The sequence below is a fragment of the Streptomyces sp. NPDC001270 genome (genome assembly GCF_042896695.1).
Lineage (GTDB): Bacteria > Actinomycetota > Actinomycetes > Streptomycetales > Streptomycetaceae > Streptomyces.
Genome location: NZ_JBIAXM010000022.1, coordinates 79,382 through 100,625 on the forward strand (window position 1 = coordinate 79,382; position 21,244 = coordinate 100,625).

The 21,244-nt window shown below is 72.2% G+C and carries 19 protein-coding genes and 1 riboswitch; of the genes, 15 read left to right on the top strand and 4 right to left on the bottom strand.

Going from position 1 to position 21,244, the window contains the following annotated elements; translation table 11 throughout:
- Positions 1-22 precede the first annotated feature (22 nt).
- Complete coding sequence (locus ACFY2B_RS31190) at positions 23-1,234, bottom strand: MFS transporter (protein ID WP_390766407.1); 1,212 nt, start codon at positions 1,232-1,234, stop codon at positions 23-25.
- A gap of 146 nt (positions 1,235-1,380) precedes the next feature.
- On the opposite strand from ACFY2B_RS31190, the gene ACFY2B_RS31195 reads away from it, so the two are divergent.
- The 10 genes from ACFY2B_RS31195 (at position 1,381) to ACFY2B_RS31240 (ending at position 10,811) form a co-directional block, all read left to right on the top strand.
- Positions 1,381-2,577 carry an ROK family transcriptional regulator gene (locus tag ACFY2B_RS31195; protein WP_390766408.1) on the top strand — a complete coding sequence of 399 codons (1,197 nt, stop codon included), beginning with the start codon at positions 1,381-1,383 and terminating at the stop codon, positions 2,575-2,577.
- Positions 2,578-3,088: 511 nt separating this feature from the next.
- A riboswitch (FMN riboswitch) is annotated at positions 3,089-3,219 on the top strand.
- Positions 3,220-3,368: 149 nt separating this feature from the next.
- Positions 3,369-3,971 carry a riboflavin synthase gene (locus ACFY2B_RS31200; RefSeq protein ID WP_390766409.1) on the top strand — a complete coding sequence of 201 codons (603 nt, stop codon included), beginning with the start codon at positions 3,369-3,371 and terminating at the stop codon, positions 3,969-3,971.
- Positions 3,968-4,612 carry a nicotinamide riboside transporter PnuC gene (locus ACFY2B_RS31205; RefSeq protein ID WP_390766410.1) on the top strand — a complete coding sequence of 215 codons (645 nt, stop codon included), beginning with the start codon at positions 3,968-3,970 and terminating at the stop codon, positions 4,610-4,612. The genes ACFY2B_RS31200 and ACFY2B_RS31205 overlap by 4 nt, the downstream gene beginning before the upstream one ends.
- Positions 4,609-5,967 (top strand): bifunctional 3,4-dihydroxy-2-butanone-4-phosphate synthase/GTP cyclohydrolase II, encoded by a 1,359-nt coding sequence (locus ACFY2B_RS31210; protein WP_390766411.1) that lies wholly within the window; start codon positions 4,609-4,611, stop codon positions 5,965-5,967. Before ACFY2B_RS31205 ends, ACFY2B_RS31210 begins: the two co-directional genes overlap by 4 nt.
- Before the next feature lie 21 nt (positions 5,968-5,988).
- Positions 5,989-6,474 carry a 6,7-dimethyl-8-ribityllumazine synthase gene (gene ribH / locus ACFY2B_RS31215; RefSeq protein WP_390766412.1) on the top strand — a complete coding sequence of 162 codons (486 nt, stop codon included), beginning with the start codon at positions 5,989-5,991 and terminating at the stop codon, positions 6,472-6,474.
- Positions 6,475-6,508: 34 nt separating this feature from the next.
- Positions 6,509-6,781: a phosphoribosyl-ATP diphosphatase gene (locus tag ACFY2B_RS31220; protein ID WP_128789165.1), complete on the top strand. Its 273-nt coding sequence runs from the start codon at positions 6,509-6,511 to the stop codon at positions 6,779-6,781.
- Between the two features lie 71 nt (positions 6,782-6,852).
- Positions 6,853-7,710 carry an ATP phosphoribosyltransferase gene (gene hisG, locus ACFY2B_RS31225; protein WP_390766413.1) on the top strand — a complete coding sequence of 286 codons (858 nt, stop codon included), beginning with the start codon at positions 6,853-6,855 and terminating at the stop codon, positions 7,708-7,710.
- A 22-nt stretch (positions 7,711-7,732) separates the two neighbouring features.
- A complete protein-coding gene (locus ACFY2B_RS31230; RefSeq protein WP_390766414.1) occupies positions 7,733-8,188 on the top strand; it encodes a PH domain-containing protein in 456 nt (151 codons plus the stop codon).
- A 206-nt stretch (positions 8,189-8,394) separates the two neighbouring features.
- A complete protein-coding gene (locus tag ACFY2B_RS31235) occupies positions 8,395-9,729 on the top strand; it encodes a hemolysin family protein (protein ID WP_390766415.1) in 1,335 nt (444 codons plus the stop codon).
- Positions 9,726-10,811: a hemolysin family protein gene (locus ACFY2B_RS31240; RefSeq protein ID WP_390766416.1), complete on the top strand. Its 1,086-nt coding sequence runs from the start codon at positions 9,726-9,728 to the stop codon at positions 10,809-10,811. Before ACFY2B_RS31235 ends, ACFY2B_RS31240 begins: the two co-directional genes overlap by 4 nt.
- Before the next feature lie 81 nt (positions 10,812-10,892).
- Here ACFY2B_RS31240 and ACFY2B_RS31245 read toward each other — a convergent pair whose 3' ends face one another.
- Entirely contained in the window at positions 10,893-12,758 is a 1,866-nt protein-coding gene (locus ACFY2B_RS31245; RefSeq protein ID WP_390766417.1) for an AAA family ATPase, read from the bottom strand.
- Positions 12,759-13,190: 432 nt separating this feature from the next.
- The gene (locus ACFY2B_RS31250) at positions 13,191-13,844 is read right to left on the bottom strand and encodes a uridine kinase (RefSeq protein WP_390766462.1); all 654 of its coding nucleotides are present in this window, start codon (positions 13,842-13,844) and stop codon (positions 13,191-13,193) included.
- Positions 13,845-14,069: 225 nt separating this feature from the next.
- On the opposite strand from ACFY2B_RS31250, the gene ACFY2B_RS31255 reads away from it, so the two are divergent.
- Positions 14,070-15,425 (top strand): peptidase C39 family protein, encoded by a 1,356-nt coding sequence (locus ACFY2B_RS31255; protein WP_390766418.1) that lies wholly within the window; start codon positions 14,070-14,072, stop codon positions 15,423-15,425.
- A gap of 139 nt (positions 15,426-15,564) precedes the next feature.
- On the top strand, positions 15,565-15,705 hold the full coding sequence (locus tag ACFY2B_RS31260; RefSeq protein WP_390766419.1) for an SCO1431 family membrane protein: 141 nt from the start codon (positions 15,565-15,567) through the stop codon (positions 15,703-15,705).
- Between the two features lie 241 nt (positions 15,706-15,946).
- On the opposite strand, the gene ACFY2B_RS31265 is transcribed toward ACFY2B_RS31260, so the two are convergent.
- Positions 15,947-17,206 carry a glycoside hydrolase family 18 protein gene (locus ACFY2B_RS31265; RefSeq protein WP_390766420.1) on the bottom strand — a complete coding sequence of 420 codons (1,260 nt, stop codon included), beginning with the start codon at positions 17,204-17,206 and terminating at the stop codon, positions 15,947-15,949.
- 334 nt (positions 17,207-17,540) lie between these two features.
- Between ACFY2B_RS31265 and ACFY2B_RS31270 the strand changes: the two genes are divergently transcribed.
- The 3 genes from ACFY2B_RS31270 to ACFY2B_RS31280 all read left to right on the top strand — a co-directional run bounded on the left by ACFY2B_RS31270 (position 17,541) and on the right by ACFY2B_RS31280 (position 21,241).
- Positions 17,541-18,767: an acyl-CoA dehydrogenase family protein gene (locus ACFY2B_RS31270; protein WP_390766421.1), complete on the top strand. Its 1,227-nt coding sequence runs from the start codon at positions 17,541-17,543 to the stop codon at positions 18,765-18,767.
- A gap of 219 nt (positions 18,768-18,986) precedes the next feature.
- Positions 18,987-20,096 carry a hypothetical protein gene (locus tag ACFY2B_RS31275; RefSeq protein WP_390766422.1) on the top strand — a complete coding sequence of 370 codons (1,110 nt, stop codon included), beginning with the start codon at positions 18,987-18,989 and terminating at the stop codon, positions 20,094-20,096.
- A gap of 11 nt (positions 20,097-20,107) precedes the next feature.
- Positions 20,108-21,241, top strand: coding sequence for a phosphotransferase family protein (locus ACFY2B_RS31280; RefSeq protein ID WP_390766423.1), 1,134 nt, complete (start codon positions 20,108-20,110; stop codon positions 21,239-21,241).
- Positions 21,242-21,244: the final 3 nt, after the last annotated feature.

Sequence of the window (21,244 nt, forward strand, 5' to 3'; positions counted from 1 at the left end):
TGGGGGCCCAATCGGTGACGTTTCAGGGCTGCGGGTCGGGCACCGCCGCAGCCGGCCGGCCGGCCTCCGTCCGAGCGCGGGCGCGCGGGCGGAGCACCCCCGCGAACACCGCGAGCCCGCAGGCCAGCACGGTCACCAGGCAGAACGACACTGTCAGGTTGGTCGCCTGGGCCACCCCGCCGATCATGCTGGGCGCGATCAGGCCCGAGGTGTAGGTGATGGTCGCCACACCGGCGATGGCCTGGCTCGGATGGGGGCCGCTGTGCCCGGCCGCCGCGAAGCACAGCGGTACGACGACCGCGATGCCCAGACCCATCAGCGCGAAACCGGCCATCGCCACCGCCGGATGCACGGCGAGGACGATCAACAGCCCGCCCGCCGCGGCGAGCACCCCGCCCGTACGGACGGTGCGCACCGCGCCGAACCGGTTCACCACCGCGTCCCCGGCGATCCGGGCCACCGCCATGGTCAGCATGAATCCGGTCGTGCACGCCGCGGCCAGCCCGGCGGAGGTCTCCAGCCGGTCCTGTAGGAACACCGCCGACCAGTCGAGGCTCGCGCCCTCCGCGAACACCGCGCAGAAGCCGACCGCGCCGATCAGCAGCGCCGAACGGGGCGGCAGCGCGAACCGCGGCGGCGGCTCCTCGTCCGCGGCGGCCTGGAGATCCAGCACCCAGCCGGCGGCCAGGATGCCGAGCAGGGTGAGGACGGCCGCCGCGAGCCCGAAGTGCACCCGCGCGTCCGAGCCCAGCTGGGCGGCGAGGGTGCCCGCGGCCGAGCCGGTCAGGGCGCCCGCGCTCCACATGCCGTGCAGCCCCGACATGATCGACTTGTCGAGCAGCCGTTCCACCTCCACACCCAGCGCGTTCATCGCCACGTCGGCCGTGCCGGAACTCGCGCCGTAGACGAACATCGCCAGGCACAGCGTGTACAGGTTCGGTGCCAGGCCGGGCAGGATCAGGGAGAGTGTCCACAGTGCTATCAGCCCGCGCAGCGCGGTACGGCTGCCGAAGCGGTGACTGATCCGGCCCGCCAGCGGCATCGCGCAGGAGGCGCCGAGCGCCGAGAAGGCCAGCGCGAACCCGAGCTGACCCGCGCTCAGCGAGGCGTGGTCCTGGATCCAGGGCACCCGGGTCGCGAACGAGCCGGTGACGGCTCCGTGCACGGTGAACACGGCCGCGACGGCGTACCGGGAGCGTTTCACCTCACCTTGTGTGTGGATCACGCCACTCATGCTCCGGCCCCTCCCTGGATGGCTTACCCCGCTGTCTCCGCGCAAACTATCAGGAACCCTGCCTGATAGATAGGGAGTATTCTGCCGTCCCCGGCAGGGCAACGGGCGGCCGGGGACGGCGTCGCCGAAGTGGGAGGATTCCCGTCATGCCCGCATCACCGAGCACCGCCCGGGCCATCAACGACCGGCTCGCCCTGCGGCTGTTGCAGGAGGAAGGCCCGCTCACGGCCGGGCAGTTGAAGCAGCTGACCGGGCTGTCCCGGCCGACCGTCGCCGACCTCGTCGAACGGCTCACGGAATCCGGCCTGATCACGATCGTGGGCGAGTCCGGAGAGCAGCGCCGCGGCCCCAACGCCCGGCTCTACGGCATCGTCGCCGACCGGGCCCATCTGGCCGCGCTCGACGTCCGCACGGAGGGCGTCTCCGTGCTGGTGTCCGATCTGCTGGGCCGCGTACTCACCGAGGCGTCGGTGCCCATCGCCGGGGACAGCGGGACCGGGCCGGCGGTGGAGCAGGCGGTGGCGCTGGTCGAGCGGGCGGCGAAGGAAGCCGGGGCCGACCGGCTGCACACCGTGGGCATCGGCGCGCCGGGTCTGATCGACCCGGTCACCGGCGAACTCCGTGACTCCTCCGGGCTGCCCGCCTGGCACCGGCGGCTGGTCGCCGCGCTTCAGGAGCGCATTCCCGAGGCCCGGGTCACCGTGGAGAACGAGACCAACCTCGCGGCCCTGGTCGAGCAGCGCGAGGGCTGCGCCCGGGACCGCGACACCTTCGTCCTGCTCTGGCTCGGTCACGGCGCCGGTGCCGCCGTCGTCCTGGACGGCGTCCTGCGCCGCGGCGCCTCCGGCGGCACGGGCGAGATCGGCTTCCTCCCGGTGCCGGGCACCTCGGTACTGCCCTCGGCGACGGACTGCGAGGGAGGCTTCCACTCGCTGGCGGGCGCTGCGGCCGTTGAGGCGCTGGCCGACGGGTTCGGGCTCGCCGTGGCCGCGGGCGACACGGCGGGACCGCGCGCCGCGGGCCTGGTCCGGGCCGCCGCGGCCACGGCGGGCGCCGGCACCGCGACCGACCGCTTCCTCGACGCCCTCGCCGACCGGGTGGCCATCGGCGCGGCCTCCGTGGTCGCGATTCTGGATCCCGGCTGCGTGGTCCTCGGCGGTGAGGTCGGCCAGGCGGGCGGCGGGACGCTCGCGGCCCGGGTCATGGAGCGGGTCCGGCGGATGTCGCCCCTGGCCACCGAGGTGCGCGCGAGCACCCTGGGCGGCGGCGCCGTGCTCCGCGGCGCACTGCTGACCGCCCGGGAACGCGCCCAGGACGACTTGTTCGCACCCCAGGACCAGTAGGGCGTGTTTCGAAAGCGGCGTCGGATCAGGCGGTCCCTGTCGACGGCGAAAGTGGCGAAAGACGTGGAAGGACGCCGAAGTCCTGGAAAAGCGATAATAGCCGACGTAAGTCGGATAAATGTGAGGGAAGTCGGGAAAATGCGGAAAGGTGGTGGGATTCAATGAAAGACGGCAGAAGCCGGGCGGAAAGGGAAAACGGTGAGAGGGGAGGCGTGCGGCGGGTCCTTTCGGGCGGCCGTCGGGCCGTGGTCGCCCGGCCCTCCGCCGGAAGGCTGGCGACCCGGCGGCGGGCAAGGGCCGTCGTCACCGCCACCGGGCCCGCCCGCACCCTAAAAGGACTAGACCAGTAAGGTCAATGGGTGTGAACCGATGGTCAAGAACGTTCCCCTGAACGGTAGTTGACCTGCGACGGCCCTGAGGGCGAGTCCGGCACGGCGCTCTGTGAGGCAGCCCACAGAGGCGCCCTGTCTGGACGGTGTCCCGGCGTGGCACACTGGTCGAGTACCAGAAGCAGCGCACTCCGGGGTCGGTGAAATTCCGAACCGGCGGTTACAGTCCGCGACCCGACCGCGTCCAGCGGTCGGCTGATCAGGTGAAATTCCTGAACCGACGGTCAAAGTCCGGATGGGAGGCAGTGCGCGGCGGGCGGGCATCCGTGCGCGCCGCCGTATGCGGGTTCGTCCCTTGTGGGCGATCCCTCCGGCGTCGTTTCCCGAGTGCTCATCCGTTCCTTCTGTCGATATCGACAGGCCCCGGAGTCCGTGCCCGAATGAGGCAGGAGGACCCGGGAAGTGTTCACCGGAATCGTCGAAGAACTGGGTGAAGTCACCGCCGTCGAGAACCTGGGCGATGCCTCCCGTTTCCGGCTCCGCGGCCCCGTCGTCACCGACGGCGCGCGACACGGCGACTCCATCGCCGTGAACGGGGTCTGTCTCACCGTCGTCGAGCACGAGGGCGACGAGTTCACCGCCGACGTGATGGCCGAGACGCTCGACCGCTCCAGCCTGGGCGCCCTCACCGTCGGCTCCCGCGTGAACCTCGAACGCCCCACCACCGTGGGCGCCCGCCTGGGCGGCCACATCGTGCAGGGCCACGTGGACGGCACCGGCGAACTGCTGACGCGCACCCCCTCCGACCACTGGGAGATCGTGAAGATCTCGCTGCCCGCGCACCTCGCCCGCTACGTCGTCGAGAAGGGCTCCATCACCGTCGACGGCATCAGCCTCACCGTTGTCGAGGCGGGCGCCGACCACTTCACCGTCAGCCTCATCCCGACCACCCTCGCCCTGACCACGCTCGGCCTCAAGAAGCCCGGCGACCCGGTCAACCTGGAGGTCGACATCATCGCCAAGTACGTCGAGCGGCTGCTCGCCGGCCAGGGAGCGACCCGGTGAACTGGCTCGACTCGCAGGCGTTCACCGTCCTCGGCCAGCACATCAAGTGGTCGGACATGATCGGCAACGTCTTCGGCCTGATCGGCCTGGCGTTCGGCTGGCGCCGCTCCCTGTGGAGCTGGCCGACGCAGTTCCTGTCCGGCCTGATCCTGTTCGCCGCGTTCGCCACCGCCCACCTCTCCGGCAGCGCGGGCAAGCAGATCGTGGTCATGGCCGCCGCCGGCTACGGCTGGTGGCAGTGGAACCGCGGCACCGCACGGGGCGCGGACGGCCACATCACCGTCCGGTTCGCCACCTGGCGCGAACGGGCCGTGCTGGCCGGTGCCGCCGCCGTCGGCACGGTCGCCGTCTCCGGACTGTTCCACGCCTACCCCGCGCTGTCCTGGGACCCCTGGCCGGACGCCTACATCTTCGTCGGCACCGTCGTCGCGATGTACGCCCAGGCGCGCGGCATGGTCGAGTTCTGGTGTGCCTGGCTCCTCGTCGACGCCGTCGGCGTCCCCCTCAACTTCGCCAACGGCTTCGCCTTCTCCGGCTTCGTCTACGTCATCTACGGCGCGCTCGTCCTGTGGGGCCTGCGCGACTGGTGGCTGCGCTCCCGCAGGACCGCGCGGCCCGTCCTGGAAGGAGCGCCCGCATGACCGCGGCACCGATCCTGTACGGCACGGACAACATCGAGGACTTCGGCCTCGACCCGATCGAGCAGGCCGTCGCCGACATCGCGGCCGGCCGCCCGGTCGTGGTCGTCGACGACGAGGACCGCGAGAACGAGGGCGACCTCGTCATCGCCGCCGAGAAGGTGACCCCCGAGATCGTCGCCTTCATGATGAGCGAGTGCCGCGGCCTGATCTGCGCCCCCATGGAGGGCACGGAACTCGACCGGCTGCGGCTCCCGCAGATGGTCGAGGACAACACCGAGTCCATGAAGACCGCCTTCACCGTCTCGGTGGACGCCTCCACCGCCCACGGTGTGACCACCGGGATCTCGGCAGCCGACCGCGCCACCACGCTCCGGCTGCTGGCGAGCGGCACGGCCGAGCCCGGCGACCTGGTCCGCCCCGGCCACGTCTTCCCGCTGCGCGCCCGCTCCGGCGGTGTCCTGGTCCGCCCCGGCCACACCGAGGCCGCCGTCGACCTCGCCCGGCTCGCCGGGCTGCGGGCGGCGGGCGCGATCGTGGAGATCGCGGGCGAGGACGGCCGTATGCTCCGCCTGCCCGAACTGATCCCGTTCGCACGCAAGCACGGCCTGACGATCATCTCCATCGAGGACCTGATCGCCCACCGGCGCCTCACCGAGCAGCCCGCCCCGGCCGCGCAGCGGGTGCCCGCGCCGGTCCCGCTCCCGCAGCGGACGCCCACGCCCGAGCCCGCCGTGCGGCGCGAGGCCGAGGTCCACCTGCCCACCCGGCACGGCACCTTCACGGCGTACGGCTACCGCTCCACCGCCGACGGCGTCGAACATGTCGCCCTCGTGCACGGCGAGATCGGTGACGGCGAGGACGTCCTGGTCCGCGTCCACTCCGAATGCCTCACCGGCGACGTCTTCGGCTCGCTGCGCTGCGACTGCGGCCCGCAGTTGGACGCCGCCCTCGAACGCATCCGGGACGAGGGCCGCGGCGTCGTCGTCTACCTGCGCGGGCACGAGGGCCGCGGCATCGGGCTGCTGTCCAAGCTGCGCGCCTACGAACTCCAGGAACGCGGCCGGGACACCCTGGACGCCAACCTCGAACTCGGCCTGCCCGCCGACGCCCGGGACTACGGCGCCGGCGCCCGGATCCTGGCCGACCTCGGCGTGCGCAGCCTGCGCCTGATGACCAACAACCCCGACAAGACCGACGCCCTGCTGCGCCACGGCCTCAAGGTCAACGGGCGCGAGCGGATGCCCGTGCCCGCGGGCGAGCACAACCTCCGTTACCTGCGCACCAAGCGGGACCGGATGGGGCACGACCTGCCCTGGCTGGACGCACAGGCCGCGTCCGGCCGCGGCGACAAGTAAGCAAGAGCACTGAGGAGACACGTGAGCGGCAAGGGTGCACCGGAACTGTCCGTCCAGAACGTCGGAGACCTCAAGGTCGCCGTCGTCGCGGCACAGTGGCACGAGAAGGTGATGGACGGACTGGTCGACGGCGCCCTGCGCGCCCTGCGCGACCTGGGGATCGAGGAGGCGGCCCCGCTCCGGGTCCCCGGCAGCTGGGAACTGCCGGTGGCCGCCAGGGCGCTGGCCGGCCGCGGCTACGACGCCGTGGTCGCCCTCGGTGTCGTCATCCGCGGCGGCACCCCCCACTTCGACTACGTGTGCCAGGGCGTGACCCAGGGGCTGACCCAGGTGGCGGTGGAGACCGGGGTGCCCGTCGGCTTCGGCGTGCTGACCTGCGACACCGAGGAGCAGGCCCTGGACCGCGCCGGTCTGGACGGCTCCCACGAGGACAAGGGCCACGAGGCGGTGACCGCCGCGGTCGCGACCGTCGCCGCACTCCGCTCGGTATCCGAGACCCGGCGCTGAGGAGACCCCGCAACCGCGTAGGGTGGGGACCACCATGTCCAAGAAGACGTTCGAGGAGCTGTTCACGGAGCTCCAGCACAAGGCCGCCCACGGCGACCCGGCCACCTCCCGCACCGCCGAACTGGTCGGCAAGGGCGTCCATGCCATCGGCAAGAAGGTCGTCGAGGAGGCCGCCGAGGTCTGGATGGCCGCCGAGTACGAGGGCAAGGACGCGGCCGCCGAGGAGATCTCCCAGCTGCTGTACCACGTCCAGGTGATGATGGTCGCCCGCGGCATCTCCCTGGACGACGTCTACGCCCATCTCTAGGCCGTCCGGCCGAGCCCACGGGCAGCACCCCGCACACCTCCCCGCCCCGTCACACGAAGGAAGCCGACCTCATGCTGCGCATCGCCGTCCCCAACAAGGGTTCCCTGTCCGGCCCTGCGGGGGACATGCTGCATGAGGCCGGCTACCGGCAGCGCCGGGAGTCCAAGGAACTCAGGATCGTCGACCCGGTGAACGAGGTCGAGTTCTTCTACCTCCGCCCCCGCGACATCGCGATCTACGTCTCCTCGGGCCGGCTCGACATCGGCATCACCGGCCGCGACCTGCTGGTCGACTCGGGCGCCAACGCCGAGGAGATCCTGCCGCTCGGCTTCGCCCGCTCCACGTTCCGCTACGCCACCAAGCCCGGCATCGCGAGCGGCGTCGCCGACCTCGACGGCAGGACGGTCGCCACCTCCTACGAGGGCATCGTCGCCAAGCACCTCGCCGACCAGGGCATCGACGCCTCCGTCGTCCACCTCGACGGCGCCGTGGAGACCGCCATCGAACTCGGTGTCGCCGAGGTCATCGCCGACGTCGTCGAGACCGGCACCTCACTGCGCAACGCCGGCCTGGAGATCATCGGCGAGCCGATCATGAAGTCCGAGGCGGTCGTCATCCGCCGCACCGGCGCCCGCGCCGACGACTCCGCCGAGCCGAAGGTCCAGCAGTTCCTGCGCCGGCTCCAGGGCGTCCTGGTCGCCCGGACGTACGTGATGATGGACTACGACTGCCGGGCAGAGCACCTGGAAGAGGCCGTCGCCATCACACCCGGCCTGGAGGGTCCGACCATCTCGCCGCTGCACAACGAAGGCTGGGTCGCCGTCCGCGCCATGGTCCCGGCCGAGGACGCGCAGCGGATCATGGACGATCTGTACGACATCGGCGCGCGGGCCATCCTGACCACGGCCATCCACGCCTGCCGCCTGTGACACCGAGGAGACCGCGCCTCCCATGTCCGACCTGCCCGATCTGCCCGTGACCTTCCGCCCGAACCGCACCCGGGTGATCCTGCTCACCGCCGGTGTGGCGATCTTCGTGGTGATAAGCGGAGTCGCGCTGCTGCTGGAGCAGCTCAACCCGGGGGAACAGCTCAGCTTCTTCCTCTGCGGAGGGCTGATCTTCTGGGTGCTCGCGCTGCTCGCGCGGGTCCGGGTCGTCGCCGACGAGTCCGGTGTCACCGTCGTGAACATCGCCAGCAGGCGCCGTCTGGAGTGGGCAGAGATCCTCCGGGTGAACCTCCGTCCGGGCGACCTCTGGGTGTTCCTCGACCTCAGCGACGGCTCCAGCCTGCCCGCGCTCGGCATCCAGCCGGGCATCGCCAAACAGAGCGCCATCGCCGACGCGAGCGCCCTGCGGGCCCTCGCCGAGGCCCGCGCCGGACAGGGCCCGGAGGGGCTGCTCAGCTGACTCCGGGCCCGGCCACCCTGCCACGTCGGCCGGTGTCTTGATTAATCTGGTGGGCGGAGGCGCTCCCGTTGTGCCTCCGCCCCTGCTGTGCCGCCCGGCGCACAGGGGTTCCTGCTACCCGAGGAGTGACCACCTCCGGCGATGGACGGATCGTCCTGTAGTACCTGCGCCGCCCCCTCCCGACATACCGCGGAGGCGGCGGCATCATGAGCACACCCCTGCTGCTCCTCGCAGCCGCATTCCTGCTGATTCTCGCCAACGGCTTCTTCGTGGCGGCCGAGTTCGGCCTGGTGACGGTCGAGCGGCCGGACGCCGAGAAGGCCGCGGCCGACGGCGACCGACGCGCCCGCAGGGTCGTCGAGTCCCTCAAGGAGCTGTCCTTCCAGCTCTCCGGCACCCAGCTCGGCATCACCATCACCTCCCTGGTCGTCGGCATGCTCGCCGAACCGGCCCTCGCGGAACTGCTGAGCGGCCCGGTCACCGCCACCGGTATCCCGGACGGCGCCGTCCCCGGCGTCGCCGTCGTCATCGGCATGCTGCTCGCCTCCGCGATCCAGATGGTGATCGGCGAACTCGTACCGAAGAACTGGGCGGTGTCCAGGCCGCTGCAGGTCGCCCGGTTCGTCGCGGGCCCGCAGCACCGCTTCGCCCGGCTGCTGCGCCCGGTGATCGCCGCGCTCAACGCGGCCGCCAACCGGCTGGTGCGCTCCCTGGGCGTCGAACCCGCCGAGGAACTGGCCTCCGCCCGCACCCCCGGCGAACTCGTCTCGCTGGCCCGGCACTCCGCCCAGGCCGGCGCACTGGAGCAGGACACGGCCGACCTGTTCGTGCGGACGCTGTCGCTGGGCGAGCTGACCGCACAGCACGTCATGACCCCACGGGTGAAGGTCAGCGCGCTCCAGTCCTCGGCCACCGCCGAGGACGTCGTCAACCTCACCCGGGCCACCGGGCTGTCCCGCTTCCCCGTCTACCGGGAGAAGATCGACGAGATCGTCGGCATGGCCCACCTCAAGGACGCCCTGGCCATCCCGCCGCACGAGCGGCTGCGCACCCCGGTCCGCCGGATCGCCCGCAAGGCGCTGCTGGTCCCGGAGACCCTGCCCGTCCAGCCGCTGCTGGCCCGGCTGCGCAGCGAGCAGCCCATCGCCGTCGTCGTCGACGAGTACGGCGGCACCGCGGGCGTGGTGACCCTGGAGGACATCGTCGAGGAACTCGTCGGCGAGGTCCGTGACGAGCACGACGGCCAGGACGTCCCCGAACTCGCACCCGCACCGCCCGAGGACGGCCGACCCGCCTGGGACGTCGACGGCAGCTGCCGTGTCGACGTCCTGCGGCGGATAGGTCTCGACGTCCCCGAGGGGCCGTACGAGACCGTCGCCGGACTGGTCGCCGACCTGCTCGGCCGCATCCCGGCCACCGGCGACCGGGCCGAGCTGCCCGGCTGGCGGCTGTCGGTGCGCGAGGTCGGGCACTACCGGGCGGAACGCGTCCGGCTGGTGCGCACCGCCCCCGTGGCCCCGGCCGTGGAGGCGGTCCGATGAGCCTGCTGCAACTCTTCTTCGCCGCGCTGCTCGTGTTCGTCAACGGCTTCTTCGTGGGCGCCGAGTTCGCGCTCGTCTCCGTACGCCGCAGCCAGATCGAACCGCTCGGCACCGCGCGGGCCCGCCAGGTGCTGTACGGCCTGGAGCGGCTGCCGCAGATGATGGCCGCCGCCCAGTTCGGCATCACCGTCTGCTCACTGACCCTGGGCGCGGTCGCCGAACCGACGGTGGCGCATCTGCTGGAGCCCGTGTTCGAGTGGATCCATCTGCCGCACGGCATGATCCACCCGCTCGGCTATGTCGTCGCCCTCGCGGCGGTGGTCTTCTGCCACCTGCTGATCGGCGAGATGGTGCCGAAGAACCTGGCGATGGCCGCACCGGAGAAGGCCGCGCTGTGGCTCAGCCCCGGCCTGGTCGCCTTCGCCCGCCTGTGCAGGCCGATCACCGTGGCGCTCGGCGCCTGCGCCCAGGGCATCCTGCGGCTGTTCCGGGTCGAGCCCAAGGACGAGGTGGAGGCCGTCTTCACCAGCGTGCAGCTGGGCCGGCTGGTGGAGGACTCCGGGCAGGCGGGCCTCCTCGACCCCGAGGAGCAGGAGCGCCTGGAGGACGCGCTGGAGCTGGGCTCGCGCCCGGTCACCGACGTACTCCTCGGACGGGAGTCGCTGGTGACGGTGCCGCCCTCGGTCACCCCGGGGCAGATCGTCCGGCTCACCGCGGAGACCGGCTTCTCCCGCTTCCCGGTCGCCACCGAGTCCGGCGCCTTCATGGGCTACCTGCACGTGAAGGACGTCCTCGACCTGGAGGAGTCCGAGCGGGCCGTGCCGCAGCAGGTGTGGCGGCCGATGACCACGCTCCGGGCCGAGCTGCCGCTGGACGACGCCCTCACCGTGATGCGGCGGGCCGCCACCCATCTGGCGCAGGTCGCCGACGCGTCCGGCCGGATTCTCGGTCTGGTCGCGCTGGAGGACGTACTGGAGCTGCTGGTCGGTGAGGTACGGGACCCCGCGCACCGCCGGGCCGGGGGAGCCAGGGTGACGGAGCCGCGGGTGAACGGCGAGCCGGAGGAGGCACTGGCGGGCTGAGCCGCTCGGGCCCGGCCCGCCGGGCAGGGCCCACGGGCCGGACCGGTCCGGCAGCCCGCACCGGGTCGCGGGATCCGCAGGTCACCTGGCCGACGGATCCTGCGGCCCGCGCCCCGAGAGCACCTCGCCGTACGCCTGCATCAGATCGGGCAGGCGCAGCGTCGCCAGGTCGTCCCGGGACAGTGCGCCGGGGCAGCCCGACAGCCGCAGATCACGGTAGGCGCAGCTCTTCTCGTACAACGTCCGCAGAAACCGCCCGTTGCCCAGTTCGTCGATCCACCCCTGGTCGACCACGTGCCCGGCGATGGACCGCAGCTCCTCCAGCGCCTCCTCGTCCCACACGTCCCCGTTCTCCTCGGCGAGCACCTCGCCGATCGCGGTGAGTTCGAGCGGCCGGTAGGAGGGGAAGTCGACCCGGCTGGTGAAGCGGGACGACAGCCCGGGGTTGGCGGCCAGCAGGCGGTCCATGCCCTCGGGATAGCCGGCCAGGATCACCACCAGGTGGTCCCGGTTGTCCTCCGCCCGCTTGAGCAGCACCTGGAGCGCCTCGTCGCCGTAGGCGTCGCCCTTGCCGTAGCCGGAATTGGACAGCGAGTACGCCTCGTCCACGAACAGCACACCGCCGATCGCCGAGTCGATCAGCTCGTTGGCCTTCACGGCCGTCTGGCCCAGGTACTCGCCGACCAGGTCGGCCCGCTGGGCCTCCACCAGGTGGTCGCCGCCGAGCAGCCCGAGGGCGTAGAAGACCCGGCCGAGGATGCGGGCGACGGTCGTCTTGCCGGTGCCCGAGGGGCCGGAGAAGACGAAATGCCGCTTCGGCGGCTGTACGGGCAGTCCTTGACCGGCCCGCAGCCGCGCCATGTTCAACTGCGCCGACAACGCCTTGACCTGGCGTTTCACCGGCTCCAGCCCCACCATGCGCTCCAGTTCGGCGAGCGCCTGCGCCAACAGGGCGGGATCGGTGGGAACGGGGGGCAGTGGTGGCGACGGCACACCGGTCCGCTCCCGTACCGCCGGATCGGTCACCGCCGGCAGTGAGCCGGCCGGCGGCAGGTCGGGCTCGGGCAGCCGCAGGTCGCGGCCGTCGGCGCCGAAGAAGGAGTCGAGCATGTCCGGGCCGTCCACGCTGTCCTGCCCGGCCCCGGTGAGCATGATCGCCGCGAGGTCCGCCGCGTCGTCGTACCCGTCGCCCTCGGCGATGGCGGCGAGCCGGGCCGAAGTGTCCATGAAAGCGGGGTCGACCCGGTGCACCGCCCGGTAGAGGGGGAGCGCCGCGGCGCTGCGGCCCGTGCCCTCGTGCGCCCGGGCCAGCCAGTAGCGCAGCTCCTTGCGCTGCGGCTGCTCGCTGCGGCAGCGCATCAGGGCCGCCGCCAGCAGCGGCTCCGCCTGGCCGTACATCTCCAGGCGGACCCGGGCCATGCCGCCGAACAGGCCCGCCTCGATGCCGAGCATGGCGTCGTCGAGCAGCGGGTCGGTGTGCCGGACGAGCTGTTCCCAGTCCTTGACGAGATAGGCGCGGCAGGCGTGCAGGAAACGGACCTGCGGGTCGGTGTCCACCGGCGGCAGGCCGGCCAGCGCCCGGTCCAGCTCCGGCACATGGCGGCCGTCCAGCCAGTGCGAGGAGTGCGCGAGCAGCAGGTCGCGCGGGCTCTCCAGCACCGGCTGGACCCACCAGCCCAGCCAGTACCAGGAGTTGAGGGCCCGGCGGTGCCGGGCCCGCTGCTCCCCGAAGCGGTCCCGGTGCCGGAACATCCGAAGCAGCGCGGTCGTCGTGTCGACGCGCAGCGCGTGCAGCCCGAGCCACGCGTCGGCCATCCCGGGATCCAGCCGCACCGCGGTGCGGAACTCCTCCTCCGCCTGCGGATAGCCGCCCATCGTGTAGGCGTCCACGCCTCGCAGCCAGGCGAGGTCGGCCGGGGCCTCGGGGCCCTGCGTGCCGAAGTCCATCACGTCCCCCACAAACCGTGCCCCCGTTGGTTCACCGCCGGGCGTGTGCCCGGCGGTCGCCTTTGGTCGAACCGCTGTGCCGCGGACCGGAGTTGCAGGTGCGCGAAACTGCCGTCCGTAGGTCGCACCAGGGGCATCGTACCCGCGAGGTGGGCGCCCGCCGAAGGGTGCCGCAGGGGCCGTTTGACGAGGTGGGAGCAGACGGGGCGCACACGGCACAGTGACCGAGGGTGAGCGGATCGGCGCGCTGAGCGCCCGGGAAAGGGGGGCGCGGACAGAACGAAGCCCCCGATCACGGGGGAACAACCGGGGGCTTCGCGTCTGTGGGCGGCTTCGAATGGCCGCACATTGAGAACGTAAGTCCTGTACGGCCCCCGGGTCAAGCCGAGTTGAAGCAGTCGGCGAAGTTCTCGTGCAGGGATCTTCACAAGGTCAACACGTAGCGGATGGCCCGTAACCGTGTGTGACGATCCGGCCGGATCCGCCCGTCGAGGCGGGACCCGGGAGCACCTCGTACCCCCGCTGTGACTGGTGCACCAGCAGGTCGGCGTACGGCCGTGAAGGGTCCGCGGCGAAGTGCCGGCGCTCCGCCTCGACCCAACCGGCCCAGAACTCCCGCTGCTCGCTCCCGTCCCGCAGGCGCCCGCGGGTCCAGGACTCCTCGCGCGCCAGCTCCATCCACAGCAGCCCCGCCAGATGCGGACGCAGCGCGCGCCGTCCCGCCCCCACGCCCTCGACGAGGATCACGGGCGCCGGGGGCAGCGGGCGGGGCGGGCCGAAGGACCGCGCCCGCCAGTCGTAGGGCGCGTACGAAGCGCTCGTGCCCCGGGCCAGTGGTTCGATCACCTGGGCCAGCAGCCGTCCGGTCCAGTCGAACAGCTCGTCGTGGCTGGCGATGTCGTCGAGGTGGAGCACCGGCGCCCCGTCCAGGGCGGCGGCCAACTTCCCGGTGAACGTGGATTTTCCCGAGCCCGCGTGGCCGTCGACACCGATCAGCCGGACCGGACCGCAGGAGGGCGGAAGGCGGCGCAGTCGGGAGGCGAGGTCGTGAATGGCGGATCCCGGGGTGAGGTACGTGGGCGGTATTTCGGAAACATCCTAGTGGCGTCCGTGGGGCCGGTCCGCTGCCGTCAGTGGACGAGACCAATATTCGTGGGCGCGGCATGGGGCGAAGTGCTGGCAGGGGCATGCCGCCTGATCCATAGTTGGCGGACAGCAGTACGGCCGTCGGGCCCGCGGCAGCGCCGCCCGGAGCCGAACCGCCGCGGAGCGGACCTGCGCAGACACGGACACCTGGGGGTAATTCCGCCGATGAGCAACGCCGAACACCCGTCCCGCAGAACCGTCCTGACCGCCGCGGTCGCCGCCGCGGTGGTCTCGGGCGCAGGACCGGCGGCCGCCGCGTCCGTCCCCGACGCCGACGACCCGGCACCCGCCAGAACCGTGGACTACCGTGCCTGGACCACGTACGCCGACTGGCGTTCCGGTGCCGTCAAGGGGGCGCGGGCCGTCACGGGCGCCCGCCCCGGCGTGGTGATCGCCGCCCCCGCGGGCACCACCGACTACCCGGACCCGCACACCGGCACCACCGCCGCCTGGGAGTACGCCACCTGGACCTCGCCGGTCCACCGCCTCTCCGTCCCGTCCACGGAAGCGATCGCCTCCTGGAACGCGCACACCCCGGCGGGCACCTGGCTCCAGGTCGAGCTGAGCGGCACGTACTCCGACGGCACGTCGGCCCCCTGGTACGTCATGGGCCGCTGGGCGGCCGGTGACCAGGACATCCGGCGGACCTCCGTGGACGGCCAGAGCGACGGCAGAAGCAGCGTCTGGACGGACACCTTCGCCATCGACGACGCCGCCACGGGGCTGCGCCTGGTGTCGTACCGGCTCCGGCTCACCCTCTACCGCAGGCCCGGTACGAAGCTGACCCCCACTGTCTGGCGGCTCGGCGCGATGGGCTCCGACGTCCCGGACCGCTTCACCGTCCCGGCCTCCACGCCCGGTCTCGCCCAGGAACTCCTCGTCCCGCGGTACTCGCAGGAGGTGCACGCCGGCCAGTACCCGGAGTACGACAACGGCGGCGAGGCGTGGTGCAGCCCCACCTCCTCGCAGATGATCATCGAGTACTGGGGTGGCCGGCTCACCCCCGAGCAACTGTCCTGGGTCGACCCGAGCTACGCCGACCCGCAGGTGGACCACGCGGCCCGGTACACCTACGACTACCAGTACGAGGGCTGCGGCAACTGGCCGTTCAACGTGGCCTACGCGGCCACCTTCCAGGGCTTGCAGGGCGTGGTCACCCGGCTCGGCTCGCTCACCGACCTGGAGACGCTGATCGCGGCCGGCATCCCGGCCATAACGTCCCAGTCGTTCCTCAAGACCGAGCTGACCGGGGCCGGGTACGGCACCTCGGGGCACCTGATGACGGTGATCGGCTTCACCGCCGAGGGAGATGTGATCGCCAACGACCCGGCCTCACCGGACAACGAGGCGGTGCGCCGCGTCTACCCGCGGCGCGAGTGGGAAAATATCTGGCTCAGGACCAAGCGGTACAACGCCAGTGGCGCGGTGGCCTCGGGCACCGGCGGGGTCTGCTACCTCTACTTCCCGGCGCAGCCGACGGCGCGCCAGCGGCAGGCGCTCGCGGCGGTCGGCGTGCGCTGAGCCGACGGGCGGCACGGCCCCCGTGGCACCGGGGCCGTGCGCCTGTGACCAACCTCTCCGCTGCGCGGGCCGTCGGCGGTGGCATCGTGGAGAGCACGATGGGGGAGTCCGTCCAGCACAGCCGACCCAGTGAGACGCCATGACCGCACACTCAGCCCCCGCCGCCCGCACCCGCACCGGTGGCCCCCGGGACGACGGGCCGAAGATCGTCGAACACGTGGTGGGCTGGGTCCTGGTCGTGGTCCTGGCGATGCTCGTGACCCAGCTGGGCCTGCTGTGATGTTCTGACCCGCGGCGGAGTCCCGGGGCCTTGAGGCCGAAGTCCGAACCGGACACCGACCGCCCGCCGCCGTCCGGCCGTGGACGCGTGCACCGCACCGGTCGACAGCCGTCGCGGGTGCCCTGCCCGTCATCGCGTAGCCGGACCCCGCCCGTCCGGCGCCGCCCGCGGGCCCGCCGGGACGACAGAGGCGGGACGCGGGCCCCTCGCCCCCGCCCCGCCCCGCCGTGCGCCGTGGGTCCTAGCCGATGGCCTTGATCAGTTCGCCGTTCGAGGTGTCCCCGCTCAGCTCCCAGAAGAAGGTGCCGCCGAGGCCCTGCTCGTTCTTGTAGGCCATCTTGGTCGCGATGGTCGACGGGGTGTCGTAGCTCCACCAGTCGCTGCCGCACTTGGCGTACGCGGTGCCGCCCACCGTGCCGGTCGCCGGGCACTTGGTCTTGAGCACCTTGTAGTCGTCGATGCCCTGCTCATAGGTACCCGCCGCCGGGCCGGTCGCCGTGCCGCCGGGGGCGTCCTGGGTGACGCCGGTCCAGCCGCGGCCGTAGAAGCCGATGCCGAGCAGCAGCTTGTCGGCCGGTACGCCGAGACCCTTCAGCTTCGCGATGGTCGCGGAGGTGTCGAAGTCGGCCTTCGGGATGCCGGAGTAGGAGGTCAGCGGCGAGTGCGGGGCCGTCGGACCGGTCGCGTCCCAGGCACCGAAGAAGTCGTACGTCATCGGGTCGTACCAGTCGACGTACTGTGCCGCGCCCGCGTAGTCCGCCGCGTCGATCTTGCCGCCGCTGGAGGCGTCCGCGGTGATCGCCGCGGTCACCAGGCTGCTGGAGCCGAACTTCGAGCGCAGCGCCGCCATGACGTTCTTGAAGGCGTCCCGGCCGCTGGTGTCACAGGTGTTGCCGCAGGCGTTCGGGTACTCCCAGTCGATGTCGATGCCGTCGAAGAGGCCGGCCCACTTGGAGTCGTTCACCAGGTCGTCACAGGACTGGGCGAACCCGGCCGGGTCCTTCGCGGCCTCACCGAAGCCGCCGGACCAGGTCCAGCCGCCGAAGGACCACAGGATCTTCAGACCGGGGTGCTTCTGCTTCAGCTTGAGGAGCTGGTTGAAATTGCCGCGCAGCGGCTGGTCCCAGGTGTCCGCGACGCCGTCCACGGACTCCGCGGCGGTGAAGGCCCGGTCGGTCGCCGCGTAGGAGTCGCCCATCGCGCACTTGCCGCCGGTGACGTTGCCGAACGCGTAGTTGATATGGGTCAGCTTGTCGGCCGAGCCGGAGGTCTCGACGTTCTTGACGAGGTAGTTGCGGTCATAGACGCCCCATTCCGTGAAGTAGCCGACGACCTTGGAGCCTGCGGCGGCGGCCTTCGGTGCCGGGGCGGTGGCGGCGGCCGTGGGGGAGGCCGCCGTGGCACTGCCCGCGCCGGCCAGCAGCCCGGCGCCGAGGACGGCGCTGCACACGGCCGAGAGCAGCCCCCGCAAGGGGCGGCGGGAACGAAGGGAAACGTGCATCGGTGTGTCTCCTCGTGGGGGAGAGGGAACGCGTGCCGATTGGCATGAACGCGGTAAAGTGTTGATCCGAGAGGTTAGGAGGACTAGACCACTCGGGTCAATGGTTCGGACCAGTTTCAGGATCAGGGGCAGGTGGAACACCTCCCGAAGTAAGCGCTCGTTAACTGGTGACCGAAGGGTGCCGACCGGGCATACTCACAGCACGCAGCCGCAGGCCGGCGCCTTCCGTGACCCGGGAGCGCGCGCCGCGGCGGCGTAGGAACGACCCAGGCGGAGCCGCCCCACCCAAGGCGCGCGTTCGCCGACGCGCCCGACAAGGGAGGAGACCGTCGCCATGTCCGACCGCGCCCCTCGGTCCGTGGAGCGTCAGCTGCCCACGGACGAGGCCCGGGACCTGATCTCGCTCGTCCGCGAGATCGCCCACCGCGAGATCGCCCCGCGAGCGGCCGAGGAAGAGGACGCCGGGCGCTTCCCGCGCGAGATCTTCACCCTGCTCTCGGAATCCGGACTGCTCGGGCTGCCCTACGACTCCGAGTACGGCGGCGGTGACCAGCCCTACGAGGTCTACCTCCAGGTCCTGGAGGAACTGGCCGCGGCCCGCCTCACCGTCGGCCTCGGGGTCAGCGTGCACACCCTGGCCTGCTATCCGCTCGCCGCCCACGGCAGCAAGGAACAGCGGGCCGAACACCTGCCCGCCATGCTCGGCGGCGGACTGCTCGGCGCCTACTGCCTCTCCGAGCCGGCCGCCGGCTCGGACGCCGCCTCCCTGCGGACCAGGGCGGTGCGCGCGGACGGGGACGCCGCCCGGGACGGGGGTGCCGCCGGTGCGAGCGGGGCCGGGCGGGGCGGGGACTGGGTGATCGACGGCACCAAGGCGTGGATCACGCACGGCGGGGTCGCCGACTTCTACACGGTGATGGCGCGCACCGGAGCGGAGGGAGCGCGCGGGATCACCGCCTTCCTGGTGCCCGGCGACGCCGCGGGCCTGAGCGCGGCGGCCCCGGAGAAGAAGATGGGCATGAAGGGCTCGCCCACCGCCCAGCTCCACCTCGACGGCGTGCGGGTGTCCGACGGGCGGCGGGTGGGCGCGGAGGGCCAGGGCTTCGCCATCGCCCTGGCCGCACTCGACTCCGGGCGGCTCGGCATAGCCGCCTGCGCGATCGGGCTGGCCCAGGCGGCGCTGGACGAGGCCGTCGGCTATGCCGCCGACCGCCGGCAGTTCGGGCGGCCGATATCCGACTTCCAGGGCCTGCGCTTCCTGCTCGCCGACATGGCGACCCAGATCGAGGCGGGCCGCGCGCTCTACCTGACCGCCGCCCGGCTGCGTGACGCGGGTCTTCCGTTCGCCAAGCAGGCGGCCATGGCCAAGCTGCACTGCACCGACACCGCGATGCAGGTGACCACCGACGCGGTGCAGGTCCTCGGCGGGTACGGCTACACCGCCGACTTCCCGGTGGAGCGCTACATGCGCGAGGCCAAGGTCCTGCAGATCGTCGAGGGCACCAACCAGATCCAGCGGATGGTCATCGCCCGTCACCTGGCGGGGCCCGAGGGGCGCTGAGCCGGACGGGGCGTCGGGCCGCGCCCGCTCCGGGCGCGCCCGACGGGGGCGGCGGTCCGGGGCGGGTGCGGCTTCCGGCCGCCACGGGCGGGTGACCGCGGCGGCCGGACGGACCGGCCGTCCCGGTCAGGGTCAGCGTCCGGGTCCGTCCTGTTCCGCCTCTGGCTTCGTCCGGTTTGCTGACGTACCGTCAGCTCCACTGTCTCCAGGGGGGATGCCGTGGCCGACGACCGTCCCGTACCGCTCGACGAGTACCCCGTCCACCAGGTGCCGCTGTCCATGAAGCACCTGGCCACCGGGGACCGGAACGCCTACGACCGCTGCATCTTCCACGTCCTCGACCACCACGGACGCGCCCTGCTGATCCTCGGGCTCGGGGTCTACCCCAACCTGGGCGTGATCGACGCCTACGCCACTCTCCGGCTCGGTGACACCCTGCACGCGGTGCGCGCCTCGGACGCGCTCGGCGACGACCGGATGCGGCTCGCCGTCGGCCCGCTCAGGATCGAGGTCGAGGAGCCGCTGCGCCGGCTGCGGCTGACGGGCGAGGGCGCGCTGTCGTACGACCTGACGTGGACCGCCGCCTTCCCCGCCCTGTGGGAGCCCCACCACCTCCAGCGCCGGGGTGACCGGCTCACTCTGGAAGGACGCCGATTCGTCCAGGCCGGCACCGTGGAGGGCGTGATCCGGGCCGGCGGCGAGGAACTGCGGGTCGACGCCGCCGAGTGGACCGGCACCCGTGACCGCAGCTGGGGCGTGCGGCCGATACCGGGGGAGGAGGGCGGCCGGTTCGCCGAGGAGCAGCCGGCCGAGGGCTTCCACTGGATCTGGTGCCCCGTCCGCTTCGCCGACCGGTTCCTCATGGTGATCACCCAGGAGGACGCCGACGGCTACCGCACCCTCAACGACGCCACCCTCGTCCAACCCGGCCGGCGCGACCGCCAACTCGGCTGGCCCCGGGCCGAGATCGGCTACCGGTCCGGCACCCGCCACCCGGAGCGGGCGGTGATCCACCTGGGCGACCCGCGCGAGCCCCGGCCGCTCGACGTGGAAGTGCTGACCTCCTCCCCGCTCGCGATCGGCGCCGGGTACCCGCCCGCCGACGACTGGCAGCACGGCACCTGGCGCGGCCGGGGCTGGACCGACAGCCGCACCTACGACCTCGCCGACCCGCCGGCGCCGCCCTCCTCCCGGGCCGCCTTCGGGGTGGTCGACCACTCCGCCCGGTTCCGGTTCGACGGGCGGGTCGGGTACGGCATCTTCGAGCACGGCTCGTTCGGACGGCACGATCCCAGCGGATTCACCGGCTTCGACTCGGTGGCGCCCTGAAGGAGGCGGAGATGGCCACGGCACCGCGTCCCCGCACCACCACCCGCGATCCCGCGGAAGTGGCCCGTCGGCTCACCGCCTGGCTCCGCACCAGACTGCCCGGCGCCACCGCGGTCCGGGTCACCGCCCCCGCCTCGAACGGCATGTCCAGCGAAACCCTGCTGTTCGACATCGAGCACCCCGAACCGCCCGCCGGCGCTCCCGGCTCCGGCGGGGCGGGCGGTGCACCCGGCACGGCCTGCGCGTTGCGACTGGCGGCGGATCCGGCGGCGTACACCGTCTTCCCGCGCTACGACATGGCCCGCCAGTACCGCACCATGCGGCTGGTGGCGGAGCGCACCGACCTGCCGGTGCCGAAGGTGCTGTGGCTGGAGGAGGATCCAGGCCCGCTGGGTGCGCCGTTCTTCGTCATGGAGCGGGTCGCCGGGCGGGTGCCTCCGGACGTCATGCCCTCTACGTACGAGGGGAGTTGGCTGCACGCGGCGAGCCCGGCGGAGCGCGCGCACCTGGAGGCCGCCACGGTGGGGCTGCTGGCGCGGCTGCACGATCAGGTGAACCCGGCCGAGGCCGGGTTCCTCGCGCTGCCGGGCGACGGCGACTGCCTGCGGCGGCACGTCACCGCCCAGCGCGACTACTACGCCTGGGTGGTGGACGGCCTGCCCAGGTCACCGCTGATCGAGGCCGCGTTCGACCGGCTGGCCGAACTCTGGCCGCGGGAGCCCGCACAACCCGTGCTCACCTGGGGAGACGCACGCATCGGGAACGTCGTCTACGACGGCTTCGACCCCGTCGCCGTGCTCGACTGGGAGATGGCGGCGCTCGCCCCGCGCGAGGTGGACCTCGGCTGGACGGTCTATCTCCACCGCTTCTTCCACGATCTGACAGTGGCCTCAGGGCAGCGCGGACTGCCGGACCTGCTGCGCCGCGAACGCGTGGAGGAGCGCTACGCCCGGCTCACCGGCCACCCGCCCCGGGACATGGACTTCCACATCCTGTACGCCGCCCTGCGGCACGCGATCGTGATGCTGCGCATCGCCTACCGGCAACTGCACTTCGGAGAGGTCGCCCGGCCGGCGGACCCGGACACACTGATCCTGCACCACGACAGTCTGCGGGCCATGGTGCAGGGCGATTACCGGGACTGACCG